Source organism: Cohnella phaseoli, assembly GCF_003386235.1.
In the GTDB taxonomy this organism is placed as follows: Bacteria; Bacillota; Bacilli; order Paenibacillales; family Paenibacillaceae; genus Cohnella; species Cohnella phaseoli.
In genome coordinates, this window is the sequence record NZ_QRDZ01000007.1 from 97,476 (window position 1) to 123,034 (window position 25,559).

Genomic DNA, 25,559 nt, shown 5'->3' on the forward strand with positions numbered 1-25,559 from the left:
ATAAAAAAATGCTGCCCGCGCGGGCAGCGTGAAGATGGATTGGATTAGGGCTTGTTAAGCTGGAGGTCTCGCACGATGTTTTCTTGCTCTAATGAACGAAGACATAACGTTTCGAGGAGACGCATTTGCCTCAATTGGCCGTTCTTTAGTTCGTCCGAATCCGATATTAGTGTGGCTGTGGTTGTCTTCAGTTCGGCAACATCGCGTTCCATCCTGGTAATCTTGGCATCCATCACTTCTACGCTGTGCTTAATAGCAAGCAGAATCTCCTTTGTTTCATCCATTTCGTTTCCCCTCCCCATTCATGGAACTTTTATCCGAACTCATGCAACTTGTCCCTTTATTATACCTCACCTTGTCAGGGAGTGCAGTACCGATAATAACGCCATGAGGGACATACGCATCGTAAAAACAAAACGCCGCCCAACTCCATAGAAAGAAGTTGAACGGCGCGTGCTTCGCGTCCGAATGTTTATTTATTTGGATTATATCATGTGCTGGCTCAGACATCAAACGCTTCCCTTCGATGCCGCAAATCGCTTAATCTCCTCTACCATATACCGAATCTCCTCCGTGCCCAAGCCCGGATACACCCCCAACCAGAAAGAACGATTCATGACCTCGTCCGTATGGGTCAAATCCCTAATGACACGATACCCTTGCCCAGAGGCCCGCATCTCGTCATACAAGGGCTGTCGCAACAGATTTCCCGCGAACAGCATGCGCGTTTGTATGCCCCTGCTTTCTAAGTGTCGAACGATCTCCTCTCTGGTGAAGGGCGCGTTATCCCTTACAGTCAGTAGAAAACCGAACCAGCTTGGATCGGAGTTTTCTGTCGCTTTCGGGAGACGGAACAGATTAGCCAACGGGAGCAGGCCTTCGTGCAGCATCCTCCAGTTGCTTTGTCTGGCAGCGACAATGGTCGGAAGCTTCTCCAATTGCGCGCACCCGATGGCAGCCTGCATATCGGTAATCTTGAGATTGTAACCGAAATGCGTGTACACGTACTTGTGATCGTAGCCTGCCGGGAGCTCGCCGAATTGCTGAGAAAACCGCCGCTTGCACGTATTGTCCTTACCGGAAGCGCACCAACAATCCCGTCCCCAGTCACGGAACGATTCGATGGCTCTTTTCAACCGGGGATCGTTTGTGTACACAGCTCCGCCCTCTCCCATCGTGATGTGATGAGGGGGATAAAAGCTGGACGTGCCGATATGGCCGACCGTTCCCGTCAACCGCCATTGCCCTTCGTAAAAATATTTTGAACCCAGAGCATCGCAGTTATCCTCAATCAGCCACAGCCCATGCTTGTCACAAAACGCACGAACACGCTGCAAGTCGAACGGATTGCCCAGCGTATGCGCGATCATAATCGCTTTCGTTCGGGCGCTTAGCGCCGTTTCCAGATGGGCAGTGTCGATATTGTAGGTTTCCGGGTCGATATCGACGAATACGGGCACAGCGCCAAACTGCACGATCGGGTTCACCGTCGTCGGAAAAGAAGCCGCAACCGTAATGACCTCATCGCCTTTCCGAATTCTTCGATCCTTCAGCATCGGAGAGGTTAGCGCCATAAAAGCCAGCAAATTGGCGGAGGAACCGGAGTTCGTCACAAGCGCATACCGTACTCCGAGATAGTCGGCGAGCCCTTTTTCAAAGCGCTCTACATACCGGCCGCCGGTCAACCAGAAATCAAGCGACGAATCGATTAGATTAAGCACCTCGCGTTCGTCAAAGAAGCGCCCTCCATAGGAGATTGCTTGACCAGGAGAAAAAACCTTCTTCGGGGAGTGTTTCACCCGATAGTGGCGAACCGTCTCCAGCAGAACTCGTTTTCTGAGGACTGCTTCGAGAAGTCGGCTCTCCGCCTGGGCCAGGAAGCCCTCGACCTGATCTTCGGGGAGCGTGTAGGTTTTGTCCGCAACAATGTCCGTTTCAGTTGCACAACTTGGGTTCGCCTCAGGCTTCAGCATTATAAACTGTGCTTCACCGCTGTCGTCGCTATCGGTTACAGCAATCGCCGCCCGCAGCTCCCCTTTCCATTGAACTTGCCAAATCGAGCCCAGTGTAATCGTCATCTCGCCTCCCCCTCCTCATACTCGGCAATCTGGCGAAGGCATAGCTCAGCGACGTTTGCTCCTTGCAAATAGGCTTTGTGCCACTCTACCGTTTTGAGGAGTGCCGTGTGCAGATCCCAACGCGGACGCCAGCCAAGTCGAATGGCAGCTTTGGAGCTGTCGAGCTTCAAGGCTTGAGCCTCCGGCCAACCCGGTTTCCCCATATCAAACGTTAAAAGCCCCTCGCCCGCTCCCCACAATTGCCGAAGCCGCTCCGCAACATGGCCGACCGTCTGCACATCGCGGTCATCCGGCCCAAAGTTCCAAGCCCCTCCGTACGCAGGTCCCTCTTTGTATAAACACTCCGCCAATCGCATATACCCTTCTACAGGCGCCAACACATGCTGCCAAGGCCGCGTCGCATGCGGGTGCCGCAGAGTCATTTCGCTTCCTTGCTGTAGAGCTTGCAGACAATCCGGAACGAGACGATCTTCAGACCAGTCGCCCCCGCCGATAATATTGCCGGCCCTCGCGGTAGCGACGGCTACTCCATGTTCCTTGTAACGCCCCGCCGGAAAAAACGACTCCGAATACGCATGAGTCGCCAGTTCCGCGCACGCCTTCGAAGCCGAATACGGATCCTTGCCTCCAAGGCGTTCATTTTCCCGGTATCCCCATATCCACTCCCGGTTCTCGTATACCTTATCTGTCGTCGCAACGACAACTGCCCGAACCGAAGGGCAGCGCCGAACGGACTCGAGCAAATTAACCGTACCCATTACATTCGTTGCGAAGGTAGAGACTGGATCGGCGTATGAACGGCGAACGAGAGGCTGGGCGGCAAGATGGAAAACAACCTCCGGATCGGCTTGGAACATAGTTTTCTTCAGATCGTCCAAATTTCGAACGTCTCCGTAGTTGTCGGTGAGTAACTGATCAATCCCACCCAGGCTATATAAGCTTGGCTCCGTATCCGGCCTTAACGCATAACCGTACACCACTGCGCCTTGCCGAATCAGCGTTAAAGCTAGCCAACTTCCCACAAAGCCCGTATGCCCGGTTATCAGCACTTTTCGGCCACGCCAAAAAACCTCCATTGCAGAACCTCCTTGCTTGCATAGCTGCCAGGTTGGCAGGTATGCGTTCCGTTCTTCATCATATGGAAAAGGGGGTTGGGAGGATTGTACTTCGGGGCGGGGCGGGGCGGCGAGCTGATGGAGACAAAATGAAAAGCCCCAGCGAGATCGCTGAGGCTGAATTGTTTTAGTTATGGATTATTGCGCTTCAATCAATCCGTACCTGCCGTCGTTCCGACGGTAAACTACGTTCACTTCTTTCGTCTCGGTGTTCGCGAACACGTAGAAGTTGTGGCCGACAAGATTCATCTGCAGTATCGCTTCTTCGACATCCATCGGCTTCAAATTAAACCGCTTCGTTCTGACGAGTTCCATATCTTCGTCCTCGTCGCGGGCCAATGTCGTTACGCTGTTCCCGACGCCGAAATCTTCTATGAACAAAGCTCTCGCCGAGCCCGGTTCGCGAAATTTGCGGTTGATCTTCGTCTTATGCTTGCGAATTTGTCTTTCCAGTTTGTCCACTACGAAATCGATCGCAGCGTACATATCGTCCCGCTTCTCTTCGGCGCGAAGCATTGCTCCCGGAAGGGGAATCGTAACCTCGACGGCCTGATGGCCTTTCGTAACGCTTAGGGTTACGTTAACATCGGATTGTGGAGGTGTTTCAAAATACTTATCCAGACGACTCAGCTTTTTCTCGACGTACTCTCTTAATGCATCTGTGACTTCCATACGCTGACCTCGAATGTTGTATTTCATGGGGCAACTCCTCCTTTGCTTACCTCTATAATATCACATCCGCGATGGGCGTTTCAAAACATTCCGTTAATAATTTTGAATTTTTTGAAAACTTGGCCTATTAACTGCAAATGCCTTTTAGAAAAAGAAAAACCCTGGATTGCTCCAGGGAAGCGCTACGTTGCTTGTATGTGAGTTCGGCGATCGCGCCGGTATGATTACGATTTGGTAACGTTAGCTGCTTGAGGACCGCGTGCGCCTTGCACGATGTCGAATTCGACCTCTTGGCCTTCTTCAAGAGCTTTGTAACCGTCCATTTGAATAGCCGAGAAGTGAACGAACACGTCGCCACCTTGCTCTGTTTCAATGAAACCGTAACCTTTTTCTGCGTTGAACCATTTTACTTTACCTTGCATGTGTTAAACATTCCCTTCATATTCAAATGACGTTAGACATAGGCACCAGTACCCAGCCCACAATTCGAATATAACATTAGGTAAAGATTGGTGTCAATTGTTTTTTGTAAGCGGTGTCATCCTATCCGGAGACGAATTTCCTCAATTATCCTGACATGGCCTTATTCACGTATATTTTGACTGCCAATACATGTTATGGTCCTGAATTCCGAAGTTCATTCAGCTTTTCAGTCAAGAGTAATTCAATATCTGGGTATAATCCCTTGGTAATTCGATATAACCGGTAATAAAGCCTTTACGTTTCGGCGATTTTACACCTAAATAGTCTCGCCTTGGATTTCACTAGGATATCGCAATTAGCTTCAAGATTTTATTATACTTCAACACTTTTCCATCCAAATACTTCCTCCCCCAGGCTCTATCTCTTGAGGCAATAACTTGCGATACTCATCGAAATGATGCAAGCTCAAATAATGATTCCATAGTTTGATTTTAAACGACTCGTTGTACTGTAAGAATGCACGCAGAATATGGGTTTCATTCCACGCCCTTCCTTCATATACCCAATCGGATAAAGGCTCAAATGGATAGAAGATATCATGAAAATGAATAATAACCCCCTTGTTTAATCGTGGTAAAATTTCAAAAATAAGTTTGTTAACGTCGCTTCCGATTTTTGACACATGGGAACTATCGATAAACAGAATATCTCCTGCCTCTAGCTCATCAAATATCTTTAAGTCTACATCTTGCACTCTTTTGGAGATAATGCCTTTGTGATCAGACTCAGTATGCAATAAGGAGAGCAGTCGATCCGGGTAAGGTTCAATAAATGTACACTTAATATTATTATTATAAAAATTAGAATTCGTATCTAACATCACAGCAGATGAATAACCGGACCCTACCTCTATAATTCTTTTAGGTGAATACAACCTTATTACCCCATACAAGCATATCGCATCATTTAATCCTAGATATAAGTTATTAGGACTGTATCTCAAATTATTAGATGACAATTCATGTAGATATGGAAACTCATCGAAGTAATTCCCAATGGAATGTAGCAAAGATATTTGTTCATTTGTATTAAGATCGATTCCCTGTAATACTTTCTCCGATCGATCAAAAAGTTCACTTTCCCGTTCCTTAATATCCTCAATTAAAGGATATGGAGAATAATAATGACCATCTTCATACAAACGAAAGTAACCAAACCGATTCAAATCTTTAATTGAAATATAATGCAAACTTTCTTGAAAACCCATTTGCTTTAATTGCGATGAAATATCTAAATAATGGGAAGCGGCGATAATAATTAATAATTCATCTGCTTTCTCCAATAACAGCTCACTTGGTTTCTTAATCAGTTTTCCGTTAAACTCCGTGCCCCATTTGGTCCTATCATTGTCAACATAATATGAGATGACCAATCCAGGTATAGAATCGCTTAGTCTTAATGCGTATTCCCCAGTCCCGAAAACGATCATTTTCTGTTCTACTGATTTATCCATTGCCTCACAACCTTCACACAAGTGGCTTTCTATCCTATCCTTCATTCGCATTTATGATCAGTGTGTAACCTTCACGCATTGTTATACCACCAAAATAGCGCATGGAGAAACTATACTGCGGAAATGCCTGTATAATGTTAATCACTTCACTGACAAAAAGGAATCCCGAAAGGATAATCAGTGGCTTATTCTCTGTTATCATTTTTTGAGCACCATGTAATGCTTCAATATGTTTTCCACTCATATCCAAATGGAGCATGGTTGGATGTATCTCTTCTGCAAGCATATCCAATCGAATAGAGTGAGCACTGGCAGTCCGATATTCCTCCTGATCAATGAACCTGGAAAAAAAAATCTTCTCCACATAATCGGTTTCCACCTCCTGATCTCCAAGAAGGTAAGGAAAAACCATAACTTGGTCTGAATTATTCTGATGTAAATATTCTTTTGTCTTGGTCCGCCCTGCCCAAGTAGGCTCAAAAAGATAGGCTTCCTTCATTTTTGCAATCGTGCACAGATACTTTTCGTTGTCATCCTTAAAGCCATTTCGGCAGTGCACCAATACATCTTGATTTCCCACCGAAATAAGATCATTATGAAGAATATCGCCATCAAGAGATTTATAAGATCCTAAAACACCACAGTGATTCAATTTGCTTGTCAGATTTGAATAGATAAAGCCCTCGAATCGTTTCTTGGATTTGTCATCAGATAACTTGTCCATTATATGTAGAAGCATAGTCTCATTCTGACGAACATCCTCAACCCACTCTTGAGGCAACAACCTAGGCCGGAAATCTATATCGAGAAAATAGATCCTTTGATATCCTATCGAGTTCAAACGATCTATAAATTCATGATAAAAAGTGGCGGCAGACCAAATTGCGACAATGCAAATCGCATTCGGGCCAGCTTTTTGTATCGCATCTTCTGGAGTCAAGACAGGGATATGCAAAATAGAAGTGCCGGATTTTAATGGATCACTATCTGTAATACAGAAGGGTAATATCCGCCTTTTAAATAACCTCTTAAGTACCTCGCTGCAAGTTCCTCCTGCACCATACAGTATCACTGGATCATCCGAGTGCTGCAATATCTCCTCTAAATTCTCCAATTTGATAAGTCGACTTTCAAAGGGACTCCTTCCCTGATTTATACATTCTTGTAGTGTTTTCCTCATGGCAATGACTCCATTCTAGTAATTCCATCAATCATTTCAGGACGATACTTACGAATAAATGCGATTTCTTCCTCATAAAATTTCTTGACTATTGATACAGATATGCGCTGACTACTTTTCCCATCCATAGGTCCCAGACAATATTTATCTATTTCCGTTATAGGCCGCAGCATGGACGAATAATCACTTGTTAGGTTATCAATAAATTCAAATATATCTTCCTGTTTGGAGGTCATATTCGTTTGAGTCCAAAAAATAAAATCACAGTAGTCATTATAATAATTTGGTGTATTTAGAATTAACCCAGGTCGGTGGGATGGCAAAAATTGTGCATATAATGAGCTTGATTCACCAATAAATGCATCAGCCAAAAATAAAGCAGGATAACTATCCGGATTTTGATCTACAACAATCTGTGCTTGCAATTCAGAGAATTTTATTTGAAGATCTGAGAAAAAGCATAAAGGATGAGGTCTAAAAATTATAAAAATCGAACGATAGCGGTTACAGATGTCAGATAGTAACTTTAGAGTTTTTATAATCATTTCTTTAGTACCAACAAAATTTATTGAATTATCTGAATGAATTACAGGATTAACGTTCCACAAAAGAGTAGTCTTTCCTGCGGATAGTCGGATCCACTCTTCTGGTATTGAAATTTTTTTCTCTCCCGAGAATACCTGGTGGGACAAATCCATCAGTGGGTGCCCAGTAACTATATCTTGACTTCCCCATGTGATAGCGTTATATGAGAATTCCGATGTTCTAAATTGCAGCCAGGTATATGGAGTTGAAGAGTAATTGCTGTCATAAATCAAGACATCGTTTGGATTTAATGCATACTCTAGAAACATAGTCCGATTGAGGATAGGAATTAGGGTAGAGTGTTGCAAATGTAAGGGCATCATATAAGTGTGATTGTGAAAGGAATAGAAAACTGCGTCAGGAAGTTCCTGAAAAACGTCATATTCTGAGTATGGGATATACTCTACACCGGCCGATTCCAAAAATGTGACTAATTGTTCAAACTGTCCATCGGACTGATAGATATCCGCAGGATAATAATCGATTGCAATTATTCGCACATCAACAGATTCATATTTACGTAATTGATGATAAACAAGAAGTAAAAAAACTGCAGTTACAGGTCTAGCAAAGAAAATATCAATGCGAATTTTTACATCCACTATTTGCTCGAGAAGCCGTATCAAACCCTGCATGTCATTAATTAGAATAGTAGAAGTTGCCCCATCATGATCACCTTGGATTTTCTCTAGGTGATTTACGATTTCCAATCTTAACAAATTACTCAAATGAATATCTTCGGAGATCCTGAACCTTAGATCTATTATTATTCCTTTAATCCAAAGTCTCTTAGTAGCATTCAACTCAGTTTTTTCGAGCATCGTTATTATTGCCTGACAATCTTGAATTGCTATCTTAAAAAAACGATAATGCATCTAGACACCTCCCAACATTTAAGCCATGTCGTATCCGCCACAGACAGGGATTACAGCACCGTTAATGTAGCTGTTCATTAAAACGCTATAACAAAAATCCGCAATCTCAAATGGCTCTGCGAATCGATTCAGAGCAATTTTACTTTCAATTCGCTGTCTATGATCAGGTGCCTTACCGATTTGTGCCGGTGTATCCACGAAGCCGGGACAGACCGCATTGATCCTAATCTTCTTGGACGCATAAACTTTAACCATGCTTTGGCAAAGCATATGAAGTGCAGCTTTTGAAACGCCGTAACTGATGGAAATTGCATGAGGATAAATGCCCATCATAGCGCCCATACATACAACAGAACCGCTTTCTGCCATGTGATCATACAAGCGCTGCATCAAAAAAAATGGCATACTAACATTTGAGTCCATGACATGCTGCCATTGCACGAGGGATACCTGTTTGAAATCCGACTTATCCGTAGCATAGCTGTTGAGTATAAGGTAATCCAATTGAGGGCACTGTTTAATAATCATTTCGCAGGCTATGTCTACACCCTCTATGTTGGACATATCGGCTTTGATAATACAATATTTGCTGCTAATTTCGGACAAGGCTTCCCCCGCCACACGCGCATTATCTTCATCATGTGCAAAATTCACAAAAACAAAACAATCTTCATTTAACAACTTCTGGGTAATAGCCAAGCCAATACCTGCAGTCGATCCCGTAACAAAAGCATACTTCATGCGTTAACCCTTCTTTTCAATTACATTTGAATAATATCGTTGTCGTTCAAGCAACTTCTTCTTACCCTTGTAAGCCGATTCAGCAAAGCTTCTGAAATGTTCCAAAGCTACATTACTCATGTTAGAAACTCTAGCAAAATCAGACAGAACCATCGGTTGTAATGCCACTTCGAGATAGGGTTTCATCCCTAGAACAGTGACGAGGTGGTCAGCAAATTCGCAGGCATCTTCTAGAGGCTGGCTTCTAATTTTGAAAATAAAAATGGCATTGGCAATTAAGCGAAGCGCACTAACTGCAAGTAATGTTTCGCCCTGTGGAATATAAGCAGCACACTGTTGCAGCCCCTCCCAACGCAGCTTGAAATCCCGTAAGGAGTCCGCTGTATTAATGGTATACATCATTGAGCCTGGGCGATTAAAATAGACATAATAGGCTTGGCATATGGAGCCGGCAGAGTGGGCAACCGAAAAACAGTTCGCATTAAAAAAGGCATCTTCCCCCATGCTTATCGTTTCTTCGAAAGCTATTTCGTGCTGAGTTAGAAACCCCCTTCGATACACTTTATTGCAAACCGAGTTAGCTTGAGGAGACAATACCCATTTATACATAAAATCTCGTCGGGCTGTATTTAAGAGCGATGTGGTCTCCTTGGGATACTGCAACAAAATTTGCAATGGTCTTCTATCTGCATTATCTCTGAGTATACCGCAAACGCCTATATCTAAAGATTTCTTAGAAGAGAACGAGTATAGCTCGGCGAACATCTCCGGCATTACGTAGTCATCCGAGTCGACGAAACCAACATACTCTCCCTGTGCATAACGCAAACCCACATTTCTAACAGCACTAGCTCCGCGAACATTTTCACTCCATATCATCATTCGACTATCTTTTTTACAATATTCCTCTGAGATTCTATAGCTTTCCTCGCTAGTGCATTGATCCATGACCAACAGAATCTCGAGATCGTTAAGTGTTTGATTACGAAGGGAATCCAAACATCTGGGCAAGTACTTTTCCGTATTATAAATAGGGACAATGATGCTTACTTTGGGTCTCATGAAAACCAACTCTTGTCTATTGTGATTGTTTTATTCTTCAAACAAAGAGTAAGAATATCCTTGAATAATTGCTCATGTTCAGAATGTATGTCATTTATACGACAATAATCTCTTATATATCCCTTTTCATTACATACAGATAAATAATATTCGACCTTCTCGCCTTCGAGAAAACTCGTTATCGCTTCTTGCAGCTTGTCTTCTGGAAGTGAGGCTAGTTGTCCATAAAAAATTATACTTCTTATTCTCGTAAATGCATAAATACTAAGTATAGGGGAAACAAAGTCACTATCCACGCTCTCCAAGAATTTTCTCGCAATATCAAATACAGAAAAGTATATTTTTCCTTGGTTTGTTAGCCTTGCGGTTTGACGTACAGATGAGTCCTCTCTTTGAATGTAGTTATATAAAGATTTAGCCGTGTGTGAAATACGCGGCATAGAACAACTAAGCATTAAATTAAATAGATGGTCTTCACTTGTGAGTACGTCTTCATAACGAATACCGGTTTTTTGAATAAAATCACTTCGGTATAGCCGTGACCAGGCATAATTGTTAGGCTTTGGCCCGGCGTTATATCTGAAGTAATACTCTGCAAAGTTTTCAAGCGAAAGATCTATTGTGAGGTCTTGTAATTGAGAAAATGAAGTTATATGCTTATCAGGGTAAATCATGTTGAAATCACAAACCACAATATCGGCATTCTCAGTTGTTGCAACAGAGTACATCGTTTCTAACATATCAGGTTCCAATGTATCGTCCGCATCAGCAAATGCAATAAACGGAGAGGCTGCCTTCTCCATTCCAAAGTTTCTACCTATTCCACAACGCGAAAAAACATATTTATAATAAAAAAATCTTTCATCATTTCTAGCATACTCTTGTGCAATGGCAGCCGTATTATCCGTTGACTCAACATCTACTACAATGACCTCGAATGCTGTAAAAGTCTGTTTTTGAATAGAAAGTAAACAGCGTTCCAAATATTCCCCCGCATTCCATGCAGGAATGATTACACTAATTTTTGACCCTGCCATCAGATGAGCTTCCCTTTCCTGTAATCTAGGATGCGCTGATAGTCCTCGATGAAATCGATTTCTGCCCAAAAGTGACCTGCAACATCCCCCGTCCAGATGCTGCGCCCAGGAATCATATTATAAAGAATTTGTTCCCACCAAGCGTTATACCTCTGATTTTCAATCATGTATAACAATTCCGATTTGCATTCGCGTATAAAAGATCCTTGAATTTTTGCAAGTCCTACATATTCGCAGTTAGCTTTATTTTTATCCAGACCTTTTCCAAATTCTTGAACTGCACCATTCTCTACCCGAAAGAGATAGTCCCCTTGTTCTACCCTGGAACTATCACTTAGCATAACGCAATCTCGCTCATCTTCAAGCAAAATCGGCAATAAGTTTTCTTCCCAGAAAACGTCTGCATTACCCAGTATAATGGAGTCGCCACTTAACTGTTCTTTAGCAAACCACAAAGATGCCAAACTATTCGTAACGGAATAGAACACATTTTCGTGAAAATGCACAGGCAGGCCTGTAAGAGCATTAATAACTCGCTCTTTCTGATACCCTACAACGATATGGACTTCAATTCCATGTCTTTGCAGCATCTCAACAGTGTGTCGAATTAAAGTAGTACCGCCAATATCCAATGTACATTTACAATTTCCGTCTATATCTCTACTGATTCTGGTCCCCCGTCCAGCGGCCATTAATATAGCCTTTGTCACAAGCAAACCCTCCTTAAATAAAAAACTCAATATAATCTCTTTGTGGAGTGTATCCATAACGTCCTAACTTATCAGTAACCTCCGAAAAATGCTTGTCCATAGAAATAATAATATAGTATTCACTAGATTTCCCATCTAGTTCTTCAATCCTCATAACATAGGAGGAATCAATCGTCGCCCCCAATTCCTGCATACGCTGATCAACAATTCTGTAATGGGAATATCCCTGTTCATGCAATGAGTACTCCAGCATTTGACCGTTCCAACCATATCCCCAAATAACAGGAATACGGTTATTTACGTTAGTAGAAAATATTTTCTCTGATCGGCTTGTGTCTCGTGGTAATAAGTCAGATAAATCTTCACGTCCTAATCGGTATTTAAAAACTTGAAGTGCATCTCCATAAGTGAATGAATCCCGTTCTTTATCCTGAAGAATGTTTAATTCATCTAATGTAAGAGTTTTATAAAGTGCTTGTAAAATTTCTTTTTCCAATCTATTGCTCTCTAAAACGATAAGACTTTGATTGTTGGCATCTTTCTTCTTTAGATTCTCATAGGAAAGATTTTGCCCTTCTCTACGATACAATACAAGGGTTTCAGGTAAATTTGCAGTTTTTAATGAATAAACGACATGTGCAAACAAATCCGTATCTTCCGCTAAAACTTCTTCATTGTATTTTAGTTTTTTTTCAATGAATTTCTCTTTACGCCACATAACTGAAGGATGAAGAAAGCTGATCAATTTCAAGGAGCGACACTGGATTTCCTCATGCTGCAACGGATAGGTAGGATTGCTCCAACTGTTTGTTGTTCCAAATGCTCGGTACTGTGTTCCGCAAAAATCTATTTCAGGATGAGTTCGAAAAAACTCGATTTGTTTCAAAAATCTTTCTGGAAGCGCAATATCATCTGAATCCATACGCGCAATGAATTCACCCTTAGCCTGTTTAACTCCGATATTGAGAGATGTCGCCAAGCAAGATCGCACAGTATTCTGCACAACAATCGTACGTTTGTCGCCAAAAGCAGAGACAATTTTATCTAGAGGGTCATCATTCTGATATTGATTAACTAAAATCAGTTCAAAATCTTGATAGTTCTGCTCATAGATTGAGCGCAGCGCCTCCCATAGATATTGCTGCGAGCGATACACTGGCATTACGACGGTTATGACGGGAGTAGTAGCACTTGATGAGTCAGGTCGATTGGTTATCTGCTTCGCGTGAAAAAAACTTAGTTCAATTAAGTCCTTAAGTCTGACTGAATCATTGTATGACTTGAACAGATTAGAGTTATCAAAGAAAGAATGCATATCTTTTGTCGCACTGAACCAAATCTCATGCAAAATAGCATACGCCTTCTCTGGAGGCATTTGTCGTAATAAGTTCAAGAAACTACGTTTGAGCAAAAAATCGAAATCACGATAAGCTTTAAGCACATCAAAGAAAGTATGTGCATCCCACTGGTTATTCATTTCATCAATTTGAGTAAGGATTTGACGGTCATCTATAGATAATGCGCAACCATATTGCCAAAGTTGGTTCACGAAGGATCCTCCTCGATTGATCACCTTAATTTGGTGAAGAAGTACGATATTTTTATCGACATATTTCGAGTAAATCATTAGCTTAACATCCGTAGGGAAACAGATAGACAACTCTGAGTAAGTCAAGTACGATGAAAATGTCGAATGAGCAACTTAATTGTTTCCGCGCACTTAGACAGCAAGTAAGACATAAAAAATTTATCAGAGTAGGTGTGACCATGAAAGTGGTAATTCTAGCCGGTGGATTTGGGACAAGAATTAGCGAAGAGTCTCATCTTAAACCCAAACCAATGATTGAAATTGGAGAAAGACCAATACTATGGCATATTATGAAGATATTTTCCGCCTATGGTTATAATGATTTTGTAATTTGTCTTGGATATAAGGGATACATCATAAAGGAGTATTTTGCACATTATTTTTTGCATGAGTCTGATGTCACATTCGATTTTAGAGAAAATAATAGTCAGATTATTCACTCGAACAAGGCAGAGCCATGGAGAGTAACTATGGTTAACACAGGATTAGAAACATTAACAGGAGGCAGAGTGAAGAGAATTAAAGATTATGTCGATAATGAAACCTTCATGTTAACCTATGGCGATGGTGTATCGGATATAAATATCCGTGACCTTGTTAACTTCCATCGTTCCCACGGCAAATTGGCAACCATAACATCGACACAACCCTCCGGTCGGTTTGGCTCTCTAAACATCGACCAATCTAACGAAGTAACTGGGTTCAAGGAAAAGCCAAAGGGAGATGGCGGATGGGTAAGTGCAGGTTTTTTTGTATTAGAGCCAGAAGTATTCGATTATATTGATGGGGACCAAACGTCATTTGAAGAGGAACCCTTAGAGGAATTAACAAGGAATAGACAACTTTGCGCATTCAAACATGAAGGCTTCTGGCAACCAATGGATACGTTAAGAGATAAAAATTTGCTCGAGTCTATGTGGAGAAATAATAATGCACCATGGAAAAAAAGCTAGAAAGGAGCCGAAAATGTGGGTGCAAGTATATGGAGCAATAAAAAGGTACTTATTACTGGGCATACCGGATTTAAAGGTTCATGGCTCACGATTTGGTTAAGTCAGATGGGAGCTAATGTTGTTGGTTATGCTTTAAATCCTCCAACAACACCATCACTTTTTTCGCTAGGACAAGTTGATCAATTGGTTCATTCGATTATTGGAGATATCAGGGACCGTGAGAACGTATATCAAGTCATGAATGATTTTGACCCTGATATTGTCTTTCATATGGCCGCACAACCGCTTGTTAGAGAATCATACGTAAATCCTTTAGAAACATACGAAATCAATCTTATGGGCACCTTAAATGTATTGGAATCAGTTCGGCAAAAGAGCAAAAGTTCTTATAAAAAGAGAGTAGTTATTAATGTAACTTCAGACAAATGTTACGAAAATAAAGAGTGGGTATGGGGATATCGTGAAAATGAATCATTAGGTGGATACGACCCTTATTCAAATAGTAAAGCATGTTCAGAGCTCGCCACTAGTTCATATCGAAACTCTTTCTTTCACCCTGATAAATGTGAGGAACACGGTGTTTTGTTAGCATCAGCTAGAGCTGGCAACGTCATCGGTGGCGGAGACTGGGCTAAGGATCGATTAGTACCTGATTGTGTGCGAGCTTTGTTAGCTGAAGAAGCCATTACAATTCGAAATCCTAACTCAATTCGGCCGTGGCAGCATGTATTGGAACCGTTAAGAGGCTATATTCTTCTCGCAGAAAAACTCTATAGTGAAGGATCCAAATATGCTGACGGTTGGAATTTCGGACCTAGAGACTACGATGCAAAAAATGTGCAATGGATTGTAGAAAAATTAATTCGGATGTGGAATAAGAATCTTACATTTCAAATCGATAAAAACGAGCACCCCCATGAGGCTCATTATTTAAAACTCGATTGTACCAAAGCGCATCAATTGCTCGGTTGGAAACCGCGATGGAACATAGAAATCGCGTTAGAAAAAATTATTGATTGGACATATTGCTATAAAGAACAGGGTAATATTCGAGATTTTACGATACAACAAATAAAGGATTATGAAATGTTTATTTGATTAAATGGACTGTACAGGAGGAATTTAAGTATGATAGATGGTGTAATTATTAAGCCTTTACGGAAAATTCCGGATGACAGAGGTACGATAATGAAAATGCAAGAAAGGAGTGATCTCGAATTCAAAGGATTTGGGGAGATCTACTTCTCTACCGTATACCCAGGAATTGTAAAAGGGTGGCACTTACATAAAGAGGCAGTATTAAATTATGCAGTAGTAAAGGGAATGATTAAACTTGTTCTTTATGATAACAGAGAACAGTCAATCACAAGAGGTGAAATCCAAGAAATTTACTTAGGTGATCATAATTATTGTCTCGTACAAATTCCCCCAAACGTTTGGAACGGGTTCAAAGGATTAGGTACCGATTATGCAATTATTGCTGACTTAATTACCATTACACATGATCAAGATGTCATGGAACGATTAGATCCTCATAAAAACGATATTATTAGTTATAATTGGGAGACGAAGGATAGATGAGCAAAATTTTGATAACAGGCTCAGACGGCATGCTAGGAACCGATTTAATTAAACATTGCCATGATCTTGGATATGAAACATTGGCTCTTAACAGAAAAAAATTGGATATAACAGATCGTGCATCAACAAAAGATCTTATAGAAAGCTATAAACCCACCTTCGTTATCCATACGGCCGCTTTAACGAATGTTGATTTCTGCGAACAGAATGACCAAGTTGCATTTCAAGTAAATGGATGTGGCACTGAGAATATTGCATATTATTCGAATAAAGTAAATGCAACCGTCGTGTATATTAGCAGTTGCGGTTTATTTGGTGATGAGATTAGGGCATACAGTGAACATGATAATGTTCAATTAAAAACTAAGTATGCAAAATCAAAATATATGGGTGAACAAAAAGCTATTCAATGGTGCGATCGATATTTTGTCGTCAGACCAGGGTGGTTATTCGGCGGAAATATTAACCATAAGAAAAATTTCGTGTACAATCGATATCTTGAATCATTGAATAACAGTTCAATAAGCAGCGCAGTAGATAAATTTGGTTGCCCGACTTATACAAAGCACTTATCTACCAAAATTACTGACCTTCTAAACACAGATTATTATGGCACGTATCATATTACCAATCAGGGTTTCTGTTCTAGATATGATTATGTGAAAACCATTATCGATAACATGGGCATTAAAACCGAGGTAAAACAAGTGGACTCCAAATATTTCATACGAAATGCACCTGTCCCTGATTCAGAAATTTTAAACAACAATAATCTTTCTAGTAAGAGTTTGGGACTCTTGCCAAGTTGGGAATCAGCATTGGAAGAATATATACGGTTATTGAAGTCTCAAATCTAAATCAAGTCATGGACCCGAGGCGCTCATCATTATAAGTTAAGATTAGTAAAAGGGGAAATTCCTATGCGATTTAAACGTAAGAAGCAGATTTTGGAGCTCATTGATACTTTAAAGGAAGCCCTTCAATACTTAACACTGAAATCCGCAGCCTATTTACATGACGATTGTCTTTTATGCATATCGCATATTTCAGTGGAACTTCAAGAGGTAATAGACAATGAGAATATGGCCATATGCAAATCGTGTGAAACATCCATTCAACATGGAGATTACATGAAAGCATATGAATCAGCCGAACTCCTATCTAATTGGTTGAGTGAATACGTTCCAGCACGTTACGAAATTGTCTTCTTGCCTTACAAGGCTGATATGTGGGATGCCCTTGATAGTGTGTGGGAAGCTGCAAGTGCGGATCCAAATTGTATTGTTCGAACAATCCCAATCCCCTATCAAAGTCTCGACACCCAAGGGCGTCCGATCGCTGAAGAGTACGAAGGGGACCGCTTCCCACCCTACGTTGATATCACTCACTACAAGGACTACGATTTAAGTTCACAAAATCCCGATGTGATTTTTATTCACAATCCGTACGATGGCTATAACCGAGTAACACGAGTTCATCCAGAATATTTTAGTTCCAACTTGATTCATTATACAGAAAAGCTGGTTTATATCCCCTATTTCATTTCATTAGGGGAAACAGAACCACATTTCATCAATCTTCCAGGTATTAAAAATGCTTGGAGAGTATTTGTTCAATCAGAGTTAACCCGCAGAGATTATATGGAATGCAAAGAATTAAGACCAGACCAAATCGTTGCCATGGGTACACCTAAACTAGATTTTCTGTTTAAGAAAATGCAGGAAGGCGTCCCTATGCCTTCTGAGTGGGAAATGAAGCTTAGCGGAAGAACTGTGTTTTTTTACAATTCCAGTTTGGGCAGACTTCTCGTCGAAAACGAGAATATCACTAGAAGTATGCAAGAGATATTCAATTTTTTTGAGAGAAACCAGGATATTGCTATTATCTGGCGTCCACATCCATTAAGTATTAAAACAATAATGTCTATGAGACCACACTTACTTAGCCCATATCTGAAACTTGTGGAAAAGGTCAAAAATATGTCCAATGCTGTTTATGACGAGTCTGAGGATATGGATACTGCTATCATCCATTCAGACGCCTACATTGGGGATTTTAGCTCAGTCATAATTCCTTATACTTATACTGGTAAACCAATACTTAAATTCTGGCCAAATATGGATTTGGTTTTGGAAGACTTCGGAGTTAATCCCGCATATCTTGATTTTAATGAAGAACTCAACGTTCCGATCTCAGTAACCCCAGGTTCTATCTCAGATAATGCTTTCATATTTGCGGCTAAAAACCGAGGCGGTATATTTTCACTGGATCTAAAATCAGGCGATTTAACATTGATTCAGCCTTTCCAGCCCGAAAAGTACAGTCAACCACAACTTTTTGTCAAGTCACTCACTTATCAAGATACGGTATGGTTTGTTCCTGACAGATCTTCCACAGTAGTTTCCTTAAATTTCAAATCCGGAGAAATAAACGAGTACTCTCTTCCTTCGGATTGTATTTGTTACGGTCACAAACATTTTGCTACAGCAGTGCAGCATGAAGAGTACTTATGGATGCTCCCCGCTCAATCGAATATGGTTGTTCGGCTTAACATGATAACCGGGGAAATGATAGGACATAAGTTATATCCAGAAAGAACTATCGATATTCATGAAGAATCCATTTGTTCTGATGGTGTAATCTCTAATGGCTATCTATGGATTGCATTGCAGGGGAAGATGACAATCTTACAAATGGATCTTGATTCTGGGGAATTAAAAGTTCACGATCTGAAATTTCTGCAAGAGCCTATTCGATCTATCACTTCTGATGGTCAATCATTATGGCTTATTTTCGAGAAGGCGCCTTATGTCATCAAATGGAACCCTACATCCGATGCAGTGAAAGAATTTAACCATTTCCCTGAGGGCTTTGTTGGAGGAGTCAAACCTTTTTCCGGTGCTTTATTTGATGGAATGAATATATGGTTGGTACCAAATGAGGCCAATATGATAATCAAAGTTTCTCCGTACTCCGAAGAGATGTCAGTTGCCTATGCAACTCTACAAAAATCAACATGGGCAGTGATTAATTCATGGTATCTATTTGATCCGGCAGGAAAACCCCAAGGTCTAAATGCAGATCACAGCTTATTTTCAGGTGCCGTTATCAATCAAGATTGGATATGGTTCTCCCCTGTCACTGCACCAGAAATGATCGGAATAAACATAAATACAAACGAAACTAGAACAATCCCAGTAAAATTCTCAAGAATTAATGATGAAAAGACTTTTATAATCAATCGCTTTCCCGACCCGATTCAAAAAGGGGAGGGATTGAGAAGTACATTTAATAATCGATCTTTGCCACTTACATCATTTATTTATATGGTTCGTGACAAAGACGATACTTGGACTCAGAAACAACAAAAAGAGTTGCGTGCTAGCATTGCGAATTCTGATGGTAGTTGCGGCCTCAAAATCTGGGATCACATAATTGAGCATTTAGATCACTAGGATTTAATAAAAAGTACAACATGTATGATGTGGATAGAAAAGTAACCCTATCAGTAATCAGTGATCTTCTTAAGCTTTTCAAGCCGGAGGAAGATCTGACCACTGAAAGGGTTACTTTGTTCGTTTGCCTGATAGTTTCGTTGCTATTAGCCACTGCCTGTTAGAACTTATGAATGGCCCGTTAATTCAACCTTTCACTCTCGCAACCGCCGGTCCATACCTATATGAAGCCGCTAGCCCATAATACTGTTGCGCCTCAGTTTTGTTTCCCACAGACTCATAAAACACAGCCAGATTATAAGCCGCCAAGAAAGTCGAAGAACCAACTACAGTTTCAGAAACTCCCCGACGCCCCAGCTCCAGACACTTCAAGTAACTGTTTTCAATGTTTTCGATAACCGAGTAGTCCTGCGAATCAATTGCATAGTCAAGTAAAAACTGCCCCACCGCAAAGCAGAAATCAGGAGATCTCTCCAGCCACGCAACTTCATCGCCCACCAGTTCCATCGCTTTATCATAACGCTTGCATTTTGTGTAGGCTTGGAGCAACTCGGTAATATTTTCTATCGCAATTGGATCGGTTTGTCGAAGCAAAGCATACGCCTTTTCCAAGTATTGCACAGCGAGTTCGTGCTGCTTCATGCCCTGATATTGCCTACCTAACTGGAAATTCAAATATGCACTGCCAGGCTTGTCTTTCAACGCTTTCAGCAATAATGGTATATTGCGGTCAGACTTATCAGTCATATAGTAACCGTCATGCAACAACCTCAGCCCTGTCTCTACCATTGGTAAGATCGGGGTTGGTTGCTCATGAATACGCCCTTCATAGGTGACTCCTCGGGGAAACAGTCTTGGGTTAGAATGTATGCCTTCGAATGTGTGTCCATCCTCTACGAATTTGGATACAATCTCTATCAGGCCAATTCGACGAGAAGTCGATCTCGTAAATGCCCTGATCGCATCCGCGCTTTCTTCCACAAAGTACTCGTCGGCATCCAGTACAAGTAGCCAATCTCCTGACGCTTGCTTAAGCGCGTAATTTCTGGCTGCAGAGAAATCGTCGCACCATTCAAAATGAAACAACTTCGCTCCGTACTCTAAAGCTATTTCTCTTGTTTGATCCGTTGATCCCGTATCTACAACAATGATCTCGTCAACCATCGCAGCAGCGCTGCACAAACACCGAGCCAAATACTTCTCCTCATTCTTAACAATCATAGCTAACGATATCAAGGTTACACGCCCCATTGTGTTCGAATAGATATGTGATGCTCAATTAAACAATACTTTCCGTCCATTTGTTGTAGTAATCGTACAGAGCAGCTTGAAAAAAGTCGTAATGCCTTCTGTTAAGATAGGCCTCATACTTGAAGTCCAGCATTGCGTTCTTTAATTCATTCGTCTGATACTTCAAGTCTATATTGTCAAATAGCATGTAATACTGCGCGATAAGCACCTCTGCCCGACTCATCCCTTCGATTGCGCAATCTATGCTTGTATGCCATTCGTCTTGTTGAGATATTGGGTAATTGGACAAGACATATTGTAAAGCTTGAAAAACTTCTTGATTATAGGAATGAATAAGGTCCATTACTTGTTCTTTCAGAGTCTCCTTATATGAAACTGCAGACGACTCTTTGGAACCAAAACTGGCTATAAACCCTTCCGTTCCAAACGGATATAGTCTAAGACCATCCGCTGACAATAACTGATTCAACTCTACTCCATACATTCCCGAACCGTACAAAATCACCTGGCCGTTCTTAGCCGCCAAACGATTGCATTCGTACAGCATGCTTTCAAATCGGTCTCTGAACAGGTCAACGTTAATTAGAACTGCAACAAAGGCCTTGTCAGTTAAAACCTCCAAATCCTGAAAGCTTGTGCCGATGATGGAGATCCTATTATCGGAGCTGTTGGGCCTATAGTTATTCTTATCGCATAGCTCGTACAAGAGATTGTCTTTACCGAACATGCCAACCACATTTGCATATGCGCTGTTAAGCAAGTCGCCGCCCACGCTTAGCAATGCAACAGAAGCATTTCTGGAAGACATCGTCTTAAAAATCTCGGCAAAAATAACCATCGTTTGTGCCTGGATGATTCTCGGAAGATCAGACTCGTAAATCTGCTTAATCAACTGATAATAGACTTGAGCTTGCTGCTCCATACCAATCGAGGAGATGTTCCCGTACCTATCATTAAAATCGTAAATCACGTTTCCTTCAAAAACCAGCCTTCCTCCGGTAAAAACAAGCGATTCTCCATAAAGATAAATGTCTTTTATAGGATCAGTCAATTTACATGTCCCCTGGCGAGAGATTTATTAGATGATTCAACTTGTATACGATTTTTTCATAGCTAAAAAATCTTTCCTGGTATTCTTGAATATCATAACAACCTCTGGCAAAGTAACTTTCATCATTGCAAATTTCCAACAAAATTCGAGACAACTGCCTAATATTGCTGACCTCAAAACTCTTGCCACATTCCCCCCAGTTGGTGGCTTCACCTACTGCATCGATTTCACTACATATCATGTAACATCCATTTCTCGCAGCTTCAACCCATACATTCGGTGTTCCCCCTTCAAACTCGGAGGTCAATGCAAAGACTTTTGCCTTTTTATATTCGTTCTCAAGAATATCCTTATCCATAATTTTTTCGGTAAAAATCACTCTATCTCTAAGATGCGGAGATTCACTGAAAAAATCTTCAATATACGGTCTAAACGATTCTTCAATTACGCCCACCAGTTTCACTTTCCAATCGGGAATCGAGTCGGCAATTAATCGGAAGGATTCCATTAATATTTCGTTTGCCTTTTGTCGGGTTCCGATTCTACCTACTGTCAAAATCGTATTCTCTTTTTCAGAATACTCGGTTCGTTTGCGGGGGACAAAATCAGCAGAAGCGTTAGGTACATAATCAATGATATAAGGCCATTTTCGGGAAAGGTGCTGCTTCAATTTTTTGGACTCGACAGTGATTAAGTCACAGTTACCCAAAAATTCCTCATAGCCAGCCTCTCTAAAAGCTATTCTGTCTTGCCAGTAAAGGTTAGCATCCAACTTCAAAATAACTTTGCCATCGGGCCGCAATTGCTTGTAACGCCGGACCATTTCAATATGGGAAGCATAGGCTCCGAAACAAAACATCACATCAATTTTATGAAAATGTTCAGAAATATATTCGCAGCACACTTCCACCCACTCGTTTAAATCTTGAGGAGTTCTCAAGATCTCCAACTCAAGCCCGCTTAACAGTTGCTGATAGGTGTATTCCTCTTTTTGGGCAGTAACGATGACTGTCCTGTACCCTAAATATCTATGGAACATATAAGGGACAAGGCAACAATCCTTCATCAGTTGCTCATTTCTATAGTAAATATAAGGTGAAAAATTGTATATTCCCTTTGCCATATGCGTGCCGTCCTTGTCTTATAGTTTGGCTTATATTAGAGTATATCGGCCTATTTCATTCACACTATTAGAAAGTCCACAAATATTCCTTACAACTCTTGATTGTCTATTGGACTTTTCAGTAAACTATATTAATATTTAATTACGAACATCTCCACTATGCTCGTACTTCGGAGGATCAATGAACAAACTGATGTCTTTATGTATGATCGTAAAAAACGAGGAGCAATTTCTCGAACGTTGCTTAAAGAGTGTACAGGAGTGGGTAGACGAAATCATTATTGTGGACACCGGCTCTACAGATCGAACGAAAGAGATTGCTCAAGCTTTTACCAATAACATCTTTGATTTCAAATGGATTAACGACTTTGCTGCAGCCCGCAATGAAGCGCTTAAGCATGCAACCGGCAAATGGATTTTGATTCTGGATGCGGACGAATATATGGAAGAAAAAGATATTCGCGGATTAAGAGACTTCCTGGATGGCGAGAAGCCATCGACTGAATTCGTCTATCGCGTCACCGTACGTAACTTTATGGATTCATCGAATCATACCGGAATATCTGAATCTCCTATTCTCCGTATATTCCCTAACCGAGTGGGCTTCGAATATTATCGTCCTATTCATGAACAAATCCGGCTGACTACCGGTGCCCCTTACCAGATTATTGCATTGCCGTTCCAGATTCTTCATTCCGGGTATCTTGATCATGTCGTAGCCTCTCAGAACAAACATGACCGCAATATGTCTATTTTCGAGCAGATGATGAATCATACTAAACTTAATGCCTACGATCACAGCATGATTGGACAACAATTAAGTATGATGAGGAAGAGCGAAGAGGCTCTACATCATCTAGAAATTGCCTTTGCCCATGGGGACAAATCCTCACCCTGGTTCTTAAATAATCTCTGGACAATGCTCGACGTTTACCTGCAATCCCAACAGTATATCAAAGCATGGGACTTAATTGATCAACATATGGCGGAATATATCGACTATCCAGATATTCGCTGTGTGCGCGGCCTCATTCTCATCTCACTAGGAATGCGCGAACAAGCCAAGCAAGAGTTGATGCTTGCACATCAGGAAGCGGAAAATCGTGCTAGATTGCAGAAAGATATAACCCTGGTCAGCCCGAATTTGGGCATGCGCATGCCTTTATGGCTTCTTGCTATTATGTTTGAAAACGAAAATAATTTCCAGCCATGTATTCACTATCTAACGCTCTTGCTTAGAGCAGACGATCAAGACATAGAAGCATGGGTTAAAATGGTTGAGATTTTAAGTTTGAATGAATCAAGCGAGAATATTGCTGTTTTTCTGAACAGGCTACTTCATGTAGACGCATATCCAAAAAAAGTCGTTGCAATGGCTAAAATCTCAATTAGCCTAGGAAATCAGCAACTTGCGAAGTATTATGTAGACCGCTTGCCGTCCATTGATCGATTAAGTTTAAACGAACAACTGCGATATACATTATTAAGCAAAGATCCGATCACTTTCGAACAATTCCTGAAGAACAGAGCAGTTGAAGAATTGACTGAATCTGCTGCAGTTAAGATGATCATTCTCGGCTCCATCGTATGGTCTCGTCCAGAATGGATAGAGCTGTGCAATCAAGGGCTAACAGATGAAAGCGTTGGAATACAGTTTGCCAAGGATCTTCTTCAACCCGCTTTGACCAAGGAACTAGATTCTTCTTTTGAACCTGTAGCGATCGATATCTTAAGCCAACTCTACTTTTTGAAAGCATGGGATACATTCGACTCGCTCATTGACCAGTTTAGTTCAGCGGCCGTCATCAATCAATTGGCTAATGTTTTTCTATCCAAGCATTTTGTACAGCCCGCCATGCAGTTTTACCAACACTTGCTCGATCATAACGAATTAGATGCCACAAGTTGCGAAAACCTTGCCTTATTACATATCATCGATGGGAAAACCGAAGAAGCACTTGAGTTCTGGGAGCAGGCCATTTTACTGCAACCTAAAGCTCCAATAAGATTATTTATTCAATATTGTTTTTTTTGCAAAGATGCCTCTGCTAAAGCAAAAATGAAGGCCAAACTGACCGAACAATATCCGGATGATGCCAAATCGCTGCTAATCAAAGGTTTATAGTCAACAGAAAGGCCTGCGGATATCCGCAGGCCTTTCTGTTGACCTGAATACTATTCAAGTCTGCTGGGCCTCAGCCTGAGCCGATTTTCTAATCGCTGTGATCCAGGTTGCCTTTAACTCTAGCAGATGATTCAATGCCTCTTGAGCAGGCGCAGTCTCTTTGCGAGTATTGGCCGTAATTAATTGATGAATCATATATTCGTAAATTTGAACAAGATTGTGGGACAGTTCATATTCAAAATTCAGGGAGGCCACAAGCTCATGAATGACTTGCTGCGCCTTGATTAAATTGGTATTGGATTGCTGCATATTCCGCTGTTGAATCCCCTCAATCCCTGCACGCGTAAACCGAATAGCTCCATCGTACAGCATTAACAACAATTGCGGGCCGGATGTCTGTACTGCTGTCTGTTGATACTTCATAAACGGGTTCGTGTTCAT

At 41.3% G+C, this 25,559-nt stretch carries 23 protein-coding genes; 6 read left to right on the forward strand and 17 right to left on the reverse strand.

What is annotated here, in order from left to right; genetic code table 11:
* Nucleotides 1-44: 44 nt before the first annotated feature.
* The 13 genes from DFP98_RS10810 to DFP98_RS10875 all read right to left on the reverse strand — a co-directional run bounded on the left by DFP98_RS10810 (nucleotide 45) and on the right by DFP98_RS10875 (nucleotide 13,540).
* Nucleotides 45-284: a hypothetical protein gene (locus tag DFP98_RS10810; RefSeq protein ID WP_116060601.1), complete on the reverse strand. Its 240-nt coding sequence runs from the start codon at nucleotides 282-284 to the stop codon at nucleotides 45-47.
* A 225-nt stretch (nucleotides 285-509) separates the two neighbouring features.
* Nucleotides 510-2,078, reverse strand: coding sequence for a lipopolysaccharide biosynthesis protein RfbH (gene rfbH, locus DFP98_RS10820; protein ID WP_246016494.1), 1,569 nt, complete (start codon nucleotides 2,076-2,078; stop codon nucleotides 510-512).
* Nucleotides 2,075-3,154: a CDP-glucose 4,6-dehydratase gene (rfbG, locus tag DFP98_RS10825; RefSeq protein WP_116060603.1), complete on the reverse strand. Its 1,080-nt coding sequence runs from the start codon at nucleotides 3,152-3,154 to the stop codon at nucleotides 2,075-2,077. The genes rfbH and rfbG (DFP98_RS10825) overlap by 4 nt, the downstream gene beginning before the upstream one ends.
* Before the next feature lie 177 nt (nucleotides 3,155-3,331).
* Entirely contained in the window at nucleotides 3,332-3,892 is a 561-nt protein-coding gene (gene hpf / locus DFP98_RS10830) for a ribosome hibernation-promoting factor, HPF/YfiA family (protein WP_116060604.1), read from the reverse strand.
* A 197-nt stretch (nucleotides 3,893-4,089) separates the two neighbouring features.
* Nucleotides 4,090-4,287, reverse strand: coding sequence for a cold shock domain-containing protein (locus DFP98_RS10835; protein ID WP_116060605.1), 198 nt, complete (start codon nucleotides 4,285-4,287; stop codon nucleotides 4,090-4,092).
* Nucleotides 4,288-4,667: 380 nt separating this feature from the next.
* Nucleotides 4,668-5,801 carry a class I SAM-dependent methyltransferase gene (locus tag DFP98_RS10840; RefSeq protein WP_181917616.1) on the reverse strand — a complete coding sequence of 378 codons (1,134 nt, stop codon included), beginning with the start codon at nucleotides 5,799-5,801 and terminating at the stop codon, nucleotides 4,668-4,670.
* A 34-nt stretch (nucleotides 5,802-5,835) separates the two neighbouring features.
* A complete protein-coding gene (locus DFP98_RS10845; protein WP_116060607.1) occupies nucleotides 5,836-6,981 on the reverse strand; it encodes an LbetaH domain-containing protein in 1,146 nt (381 codons plus the stop codon).
* Entirely contained in the window at nucleotides 6,978-8,441 is a 1,464-nt protein-coding gene (locus DFP98_RS10850; RefSeq protein ID WP_116060608.1) for a CDP-glycerol glycerophosphotransferase family protein, read from the reverse strand. Before DFP98_RS10850 ends, DFP98_RS10845 begins: the two co-directional genes overlap by 4 nt.
* Nucleotides 8,442-8,459: 18 nt before the next feature.
* On the reverse strand, nucleotides 8,460-9,182 hold the full coding sequence (locus DFP98_RS10855; RefSeq protein WP_116060609.1) for an SDR family NAD(P)-dependent oxidoreductase: 723 nt from the start codon (nucleotides 9,180-9,182) through the stop codon (nucleotides 8,460-8,462).
* 3 nt (nucleotides 9,183-9,185) lie between these two features.
* Nucleotides 9,186-10,244 (reverse strand): glycosyltransferase family 2 protein, encoded by a 1,059-nt coding sequence (locus tag DFP98_RS10860; RefSeq protein ID WP_116060610.1) that lies wholly within the window; start codon nucleotides 10,242-10,244, stop codon nucleotides 9,186-9,188.
* Entirely contained in the window at nucleotides 10,241-11,281 is a 1,041-nt protein-coding gene (locus DFP98_RS10865; RefSeq protein WP_116060611.1) for a glycosyltransferase family 2 protein, read from the reverse strand. The genes DFP98_RS10860 and DFP98_RS10865 overlap by 4 nt, the downstream gene beginning before the upstream one ends.
* Nucleotides 11,281-11,991: a phosphocholine cytidylyltransferase family protein gene (locus DFP98_RS10870; protein ID WP_181917618.1), complete on the reverse strand. Its 711-nt coding sequence runs from the start codon at nucleotides 11,989-11,991 to the stop codon at nucleotides 11,281-11,283. Before DFP98_RS10870 ends, DFP98_RS10865 begins: the two co-directional genes overlap by 1 nt.
* 13 nt (nucleotides 11,992-12,004) lie before the next feature.
* Nucleotides 12,005-13,540, reverse strand: coding sequence for a glycosyltransferase (locus DFP98_RS10875; RefSeq protein WP_181917619.1), 1,536 nt, complete (start codon nucleotides 13,538-13,540; stop codon nucleotides 12,005-12,007).
* A gap of 218 nt (nucleotides 13,541-13,758) precedes the next feature.
* On the opposite strand from DFP98_RS10875, the gene rfbF reads away from it, so the two are divergent.
* From rfbF to DFP98_RS10900, 5 genes are all read left to right on the forward strand, one after another.
* Nucleotides 13,759-14,532, forward strand: a complete 774-nt coding sequence (gene rfbF / locus DFP98_RS10880; RefSeq protein WP_116060757.1) for a glucose-1-phosphate cytidylyltransferase — start codon at nucleotides 13,759-13,761, stop codon at nucleotides 14,530-14,532.
* Between the two features lie 15 nt (nucleotides 14,533-14,547).
* Nucleotides 14,548-15,630, forward strand: coding sequence for a CDP-glucose 4,6-dehydratase (gene rfbG, locus DFP98_RS10885; protein WP_116060614.1), 1,083 nt, complete (start codon nucleotides 14,548-14,550; stop codon nucleotides 15,628-15,630).
* A gap of 30 nt (nucleotides 15,631-15,660) precedes the next feature.
* Nucleotides 15,661-16,113, forward strand: a complete 453-nt coding sequence (locus DFP98_RS10890; protein ID WP_116060615.1) for a dTDP-4-dehydrorhamnose 3,5-epimerase family protein — start codon at nucleotides 15,661-15,663, stop codon at nucleotides 16,111-16,113.
* Entirely contained in the window at nucleotides 16,110-16,970 is an 861-nt protein-coding gene (locus DFP98_RS10895; RefSeq protein ID WP_116060616.1) for an SDR family oxidoreductase, read from the forward strand. Before DFP98_RS10890 ends, DFP98_RS10895 begins: the two co-directional genes overlap by 4 nt.
* 63 nt (nucleotides 16,971-17,033) lie before the next feature.
* A complete protein-coding gene (locus tag DFP98_RS10900; protein WP_116060617.1) occupies nucleotides 17,034-19,568 on the forward strand; it encodes a CDP-glycerol glycerophosphotransferase family protein in 2,535 nt (844 codons plus the stop codon).
* Between the two features lie 186 nt (nucleotides 19,569-19,754).
* Here DFP98_RS10900 and DFP98_RS10905 read toward each other — a convergent pair whose 3' ends face one another.
* The 3 genes from DFP98_RS10905 to DFP98_RS10915 are packed head-to-tail and all read right to left on the reverse strand — an operon-like array spanning nucleotide 19,755 to nucleotide 22,993.
* The gene (locus tag DFP98_RS10905) at nucleotides 19,755-20,804 is read right to left on the reverse strand and encodes a tetratricopeptide repeat-containing glycosyltransferase family 2 protein (protein WP_220377078.1); all 1,050 of its coding nucleotides are present in this window, start codon (nucleotides 20,802-20,804) and stop codon (nucleotides 19,755-19,757) included.
* A gap of 43 nt (nucleotides 20,805-20,847) precedes the next feature.
* Nucleotides 20,848-21,870, reverse strand: a complete 1,023-nt coding sequence (locus tag DFP98_RS10910; protein ID WP_116060619.1) for a hypothetical protein — start codon at nucleotides 21,868-21,870, stop codon at nucleotides 20,848-20,850.
* Between the two features lies 1 nt (nucleotide 21,871).
* A complete protein-coding gene (locus DFP98_RS10915) occupies nucleotides 21,872-22,993 on the reverse strand; it encodes a glycosyltransferase family 4 protein (RefSeq protein ID WP_116060620.1) in 1,122 nt (373 codons plus the stop codon).
* A 181-nt stretch (nucleotides 22,994-23,174) separates the two neighbouring features.
* Here DFP98_RS10915 and DFP98_RS10920 point away from each other — a divergent pair, with 181 nt between their 5' ends.
* The gene (locus tag DFP98_RS10920) at nucleotides 23,175-25,118 is read left to right on the forward strand and encodes a tetratricopeptide repeat-containing glycosyltransferase family 2 protein (protein WP_116060621.1); all 1,944 of its coding nucleotides are present in this window, start codon (nucleotides 23,175-23,177) and stop codon (nucleotides 25,116-25,118) included.
* A 54-nt stretch (nucleotides 25,119-25,172) separates the two neighbouring features.
* On the opposite strand, the gene fliS is transcribed toward DFP98_RS10920, so the two are convergent.
* On the reverse strand, nucleotides 25,173-25,559 hold the full coding sequence (fliS, locus tag DFP98_RS10925) for a flagellar export chaperone FliS (RefSeq protein WP_116060622.1): 387 nt from the start codon (nucleotides 25,557-25,559) through the stop codon (nucleotides 25,173-25,175).

What these genes read in the sequence shown, in the direction of transcription:
- DFP98_RS10810 (WP_116060601.1), bottom strand. Translation starts at nt 284, where the DNA reads ATGGATGAAACAAAGGAGATTCTGCTTGCTATTAAGCACAGCGTAGAA.
- rfbH (WP_246016494.1), bottom strand. Translation starts at nt 2,078, where the DNA reads ATGACGATTACACTGGGCTCGATTTGGCAAGTTCAATGGAAAGGGGAG.
- rfbG (WP_116060603.1), bottom strand. Translation starts at nt 3,154, where the DNA reads ATGGAGGTTTTTTGGCGTGGCCGAAAAGTGCTGATAACCGGGCATACG.
- hpf (WP_116060604.1), bottom strand. Translation starts at nt 3,892, where the DNA reads ATGAAATACAACATTCGAGGTCAGCGTATGGAAGTCACAGATGCATTA.
- DFP98_RS10835 (WP_116060605.1), bottom strand. Translation starts at nt 4,287, where the DNA reads ATGCAAGGTAAAGTAAAATGGTTCAACGCAGAAAAAGGTTACGGTTTC.
- DFP98_RS10840 (WP_181917616.1), bottom strand. Translation starts at nt 5,801, where the DNA reads ATGGATAAATCAGTAGAACAGAAAATGATCGTTTTCGGGACTGGGGAA.
- DFP98_RS10845 (WP_116060607.1), bottom strand. Translation starts at nt 6,981, where the DNA reads ATGAGGAAAACACTACAAGAATGTATAAATCAGGGAAGGAGTCCCTTT.
- DFP98_RS10850 (WP_116060608.1), bottom strand. Translation starts at nt 8,441, where the DNA reads ATGCATTATCGTTTTTTTAAGATAGCAATTCAAGATTGTCAGGCAATA.
- DFP98_RS10855 (WP_116060609.1), bottom strand. Translation starts at nt 9,182, where the DNA reads ATGAAGTATGCTTTTGTTACGGGATCGACTGCAGGTATTGGCTTGGCT.
- DFP98_RS10860 (WP_116060610.1), bottom strand. Translation starts at nt 10,244, where the DNA reads ATGAGACCCAAAGTAAGCATCATTGTCCCTATTTATAATACGGAAAAG.
- DFP98_RS10865 (WP_116060611.1), bottom strand. Translation starts at nt 11,281, where the DNA reads ATGGCAGGGTCAAAAATTAGTGTAATCATTCCTGCATGGAATGCGGGG.
- rfbF (WP_116060757.1), top strand. Translation starts at nt 13,759, where the DNA reads ATGAAAGTGGTAATTCTAGCCGGTGGATTTGGGACAAGAATTAGCGAA.
- DFP98_RS10890 (WP_116060615.1), top strand. Translation starts at nt 15,661, where the DNA reads ATGATAGATGGTGTAATTATTAAGCCTTTACGGAAAATTCCGGATGAC.
- DFP98_RS10895 (WP_116060616.1), top strand. Translation starts at nt 16,110, where the DNA reads ATGAGCAAAATTTTGATAACAGGCTCAGACGGCATGCTAGGAACCGAT.
- DFP98_RS10900 (WP_116060617.1), top strand. Translation starts at nt 17,034, where the DNA reads ATGCGATTTAAACGTAAGAAGCAGATTTTGGAGCTCATTGATACTTTA.
- DFP98_RS10915 (WP_116060620.1), bottom strand. Translation starts at nt 22,993, where the DNA reads ATGGCAAAGGGAATATACAATTTTTCACCTTATATTTACTATAGAAAT.
- DFP98_RS10920 (WP_116060621.1), top strand. Translation starts at nt 23,175, where the DNA reads ATGAACAAACTGATGTCTTTATGTATGATCGTAAAAAACGAGGAGCAA.
- fliS (WP_116060622.1), bottom strand. Translation starts at nt 25,559, where the DNA reads ATGAACACGAACCCGTTTATGAAGTATCAACAGACAGCAGTACAGACA.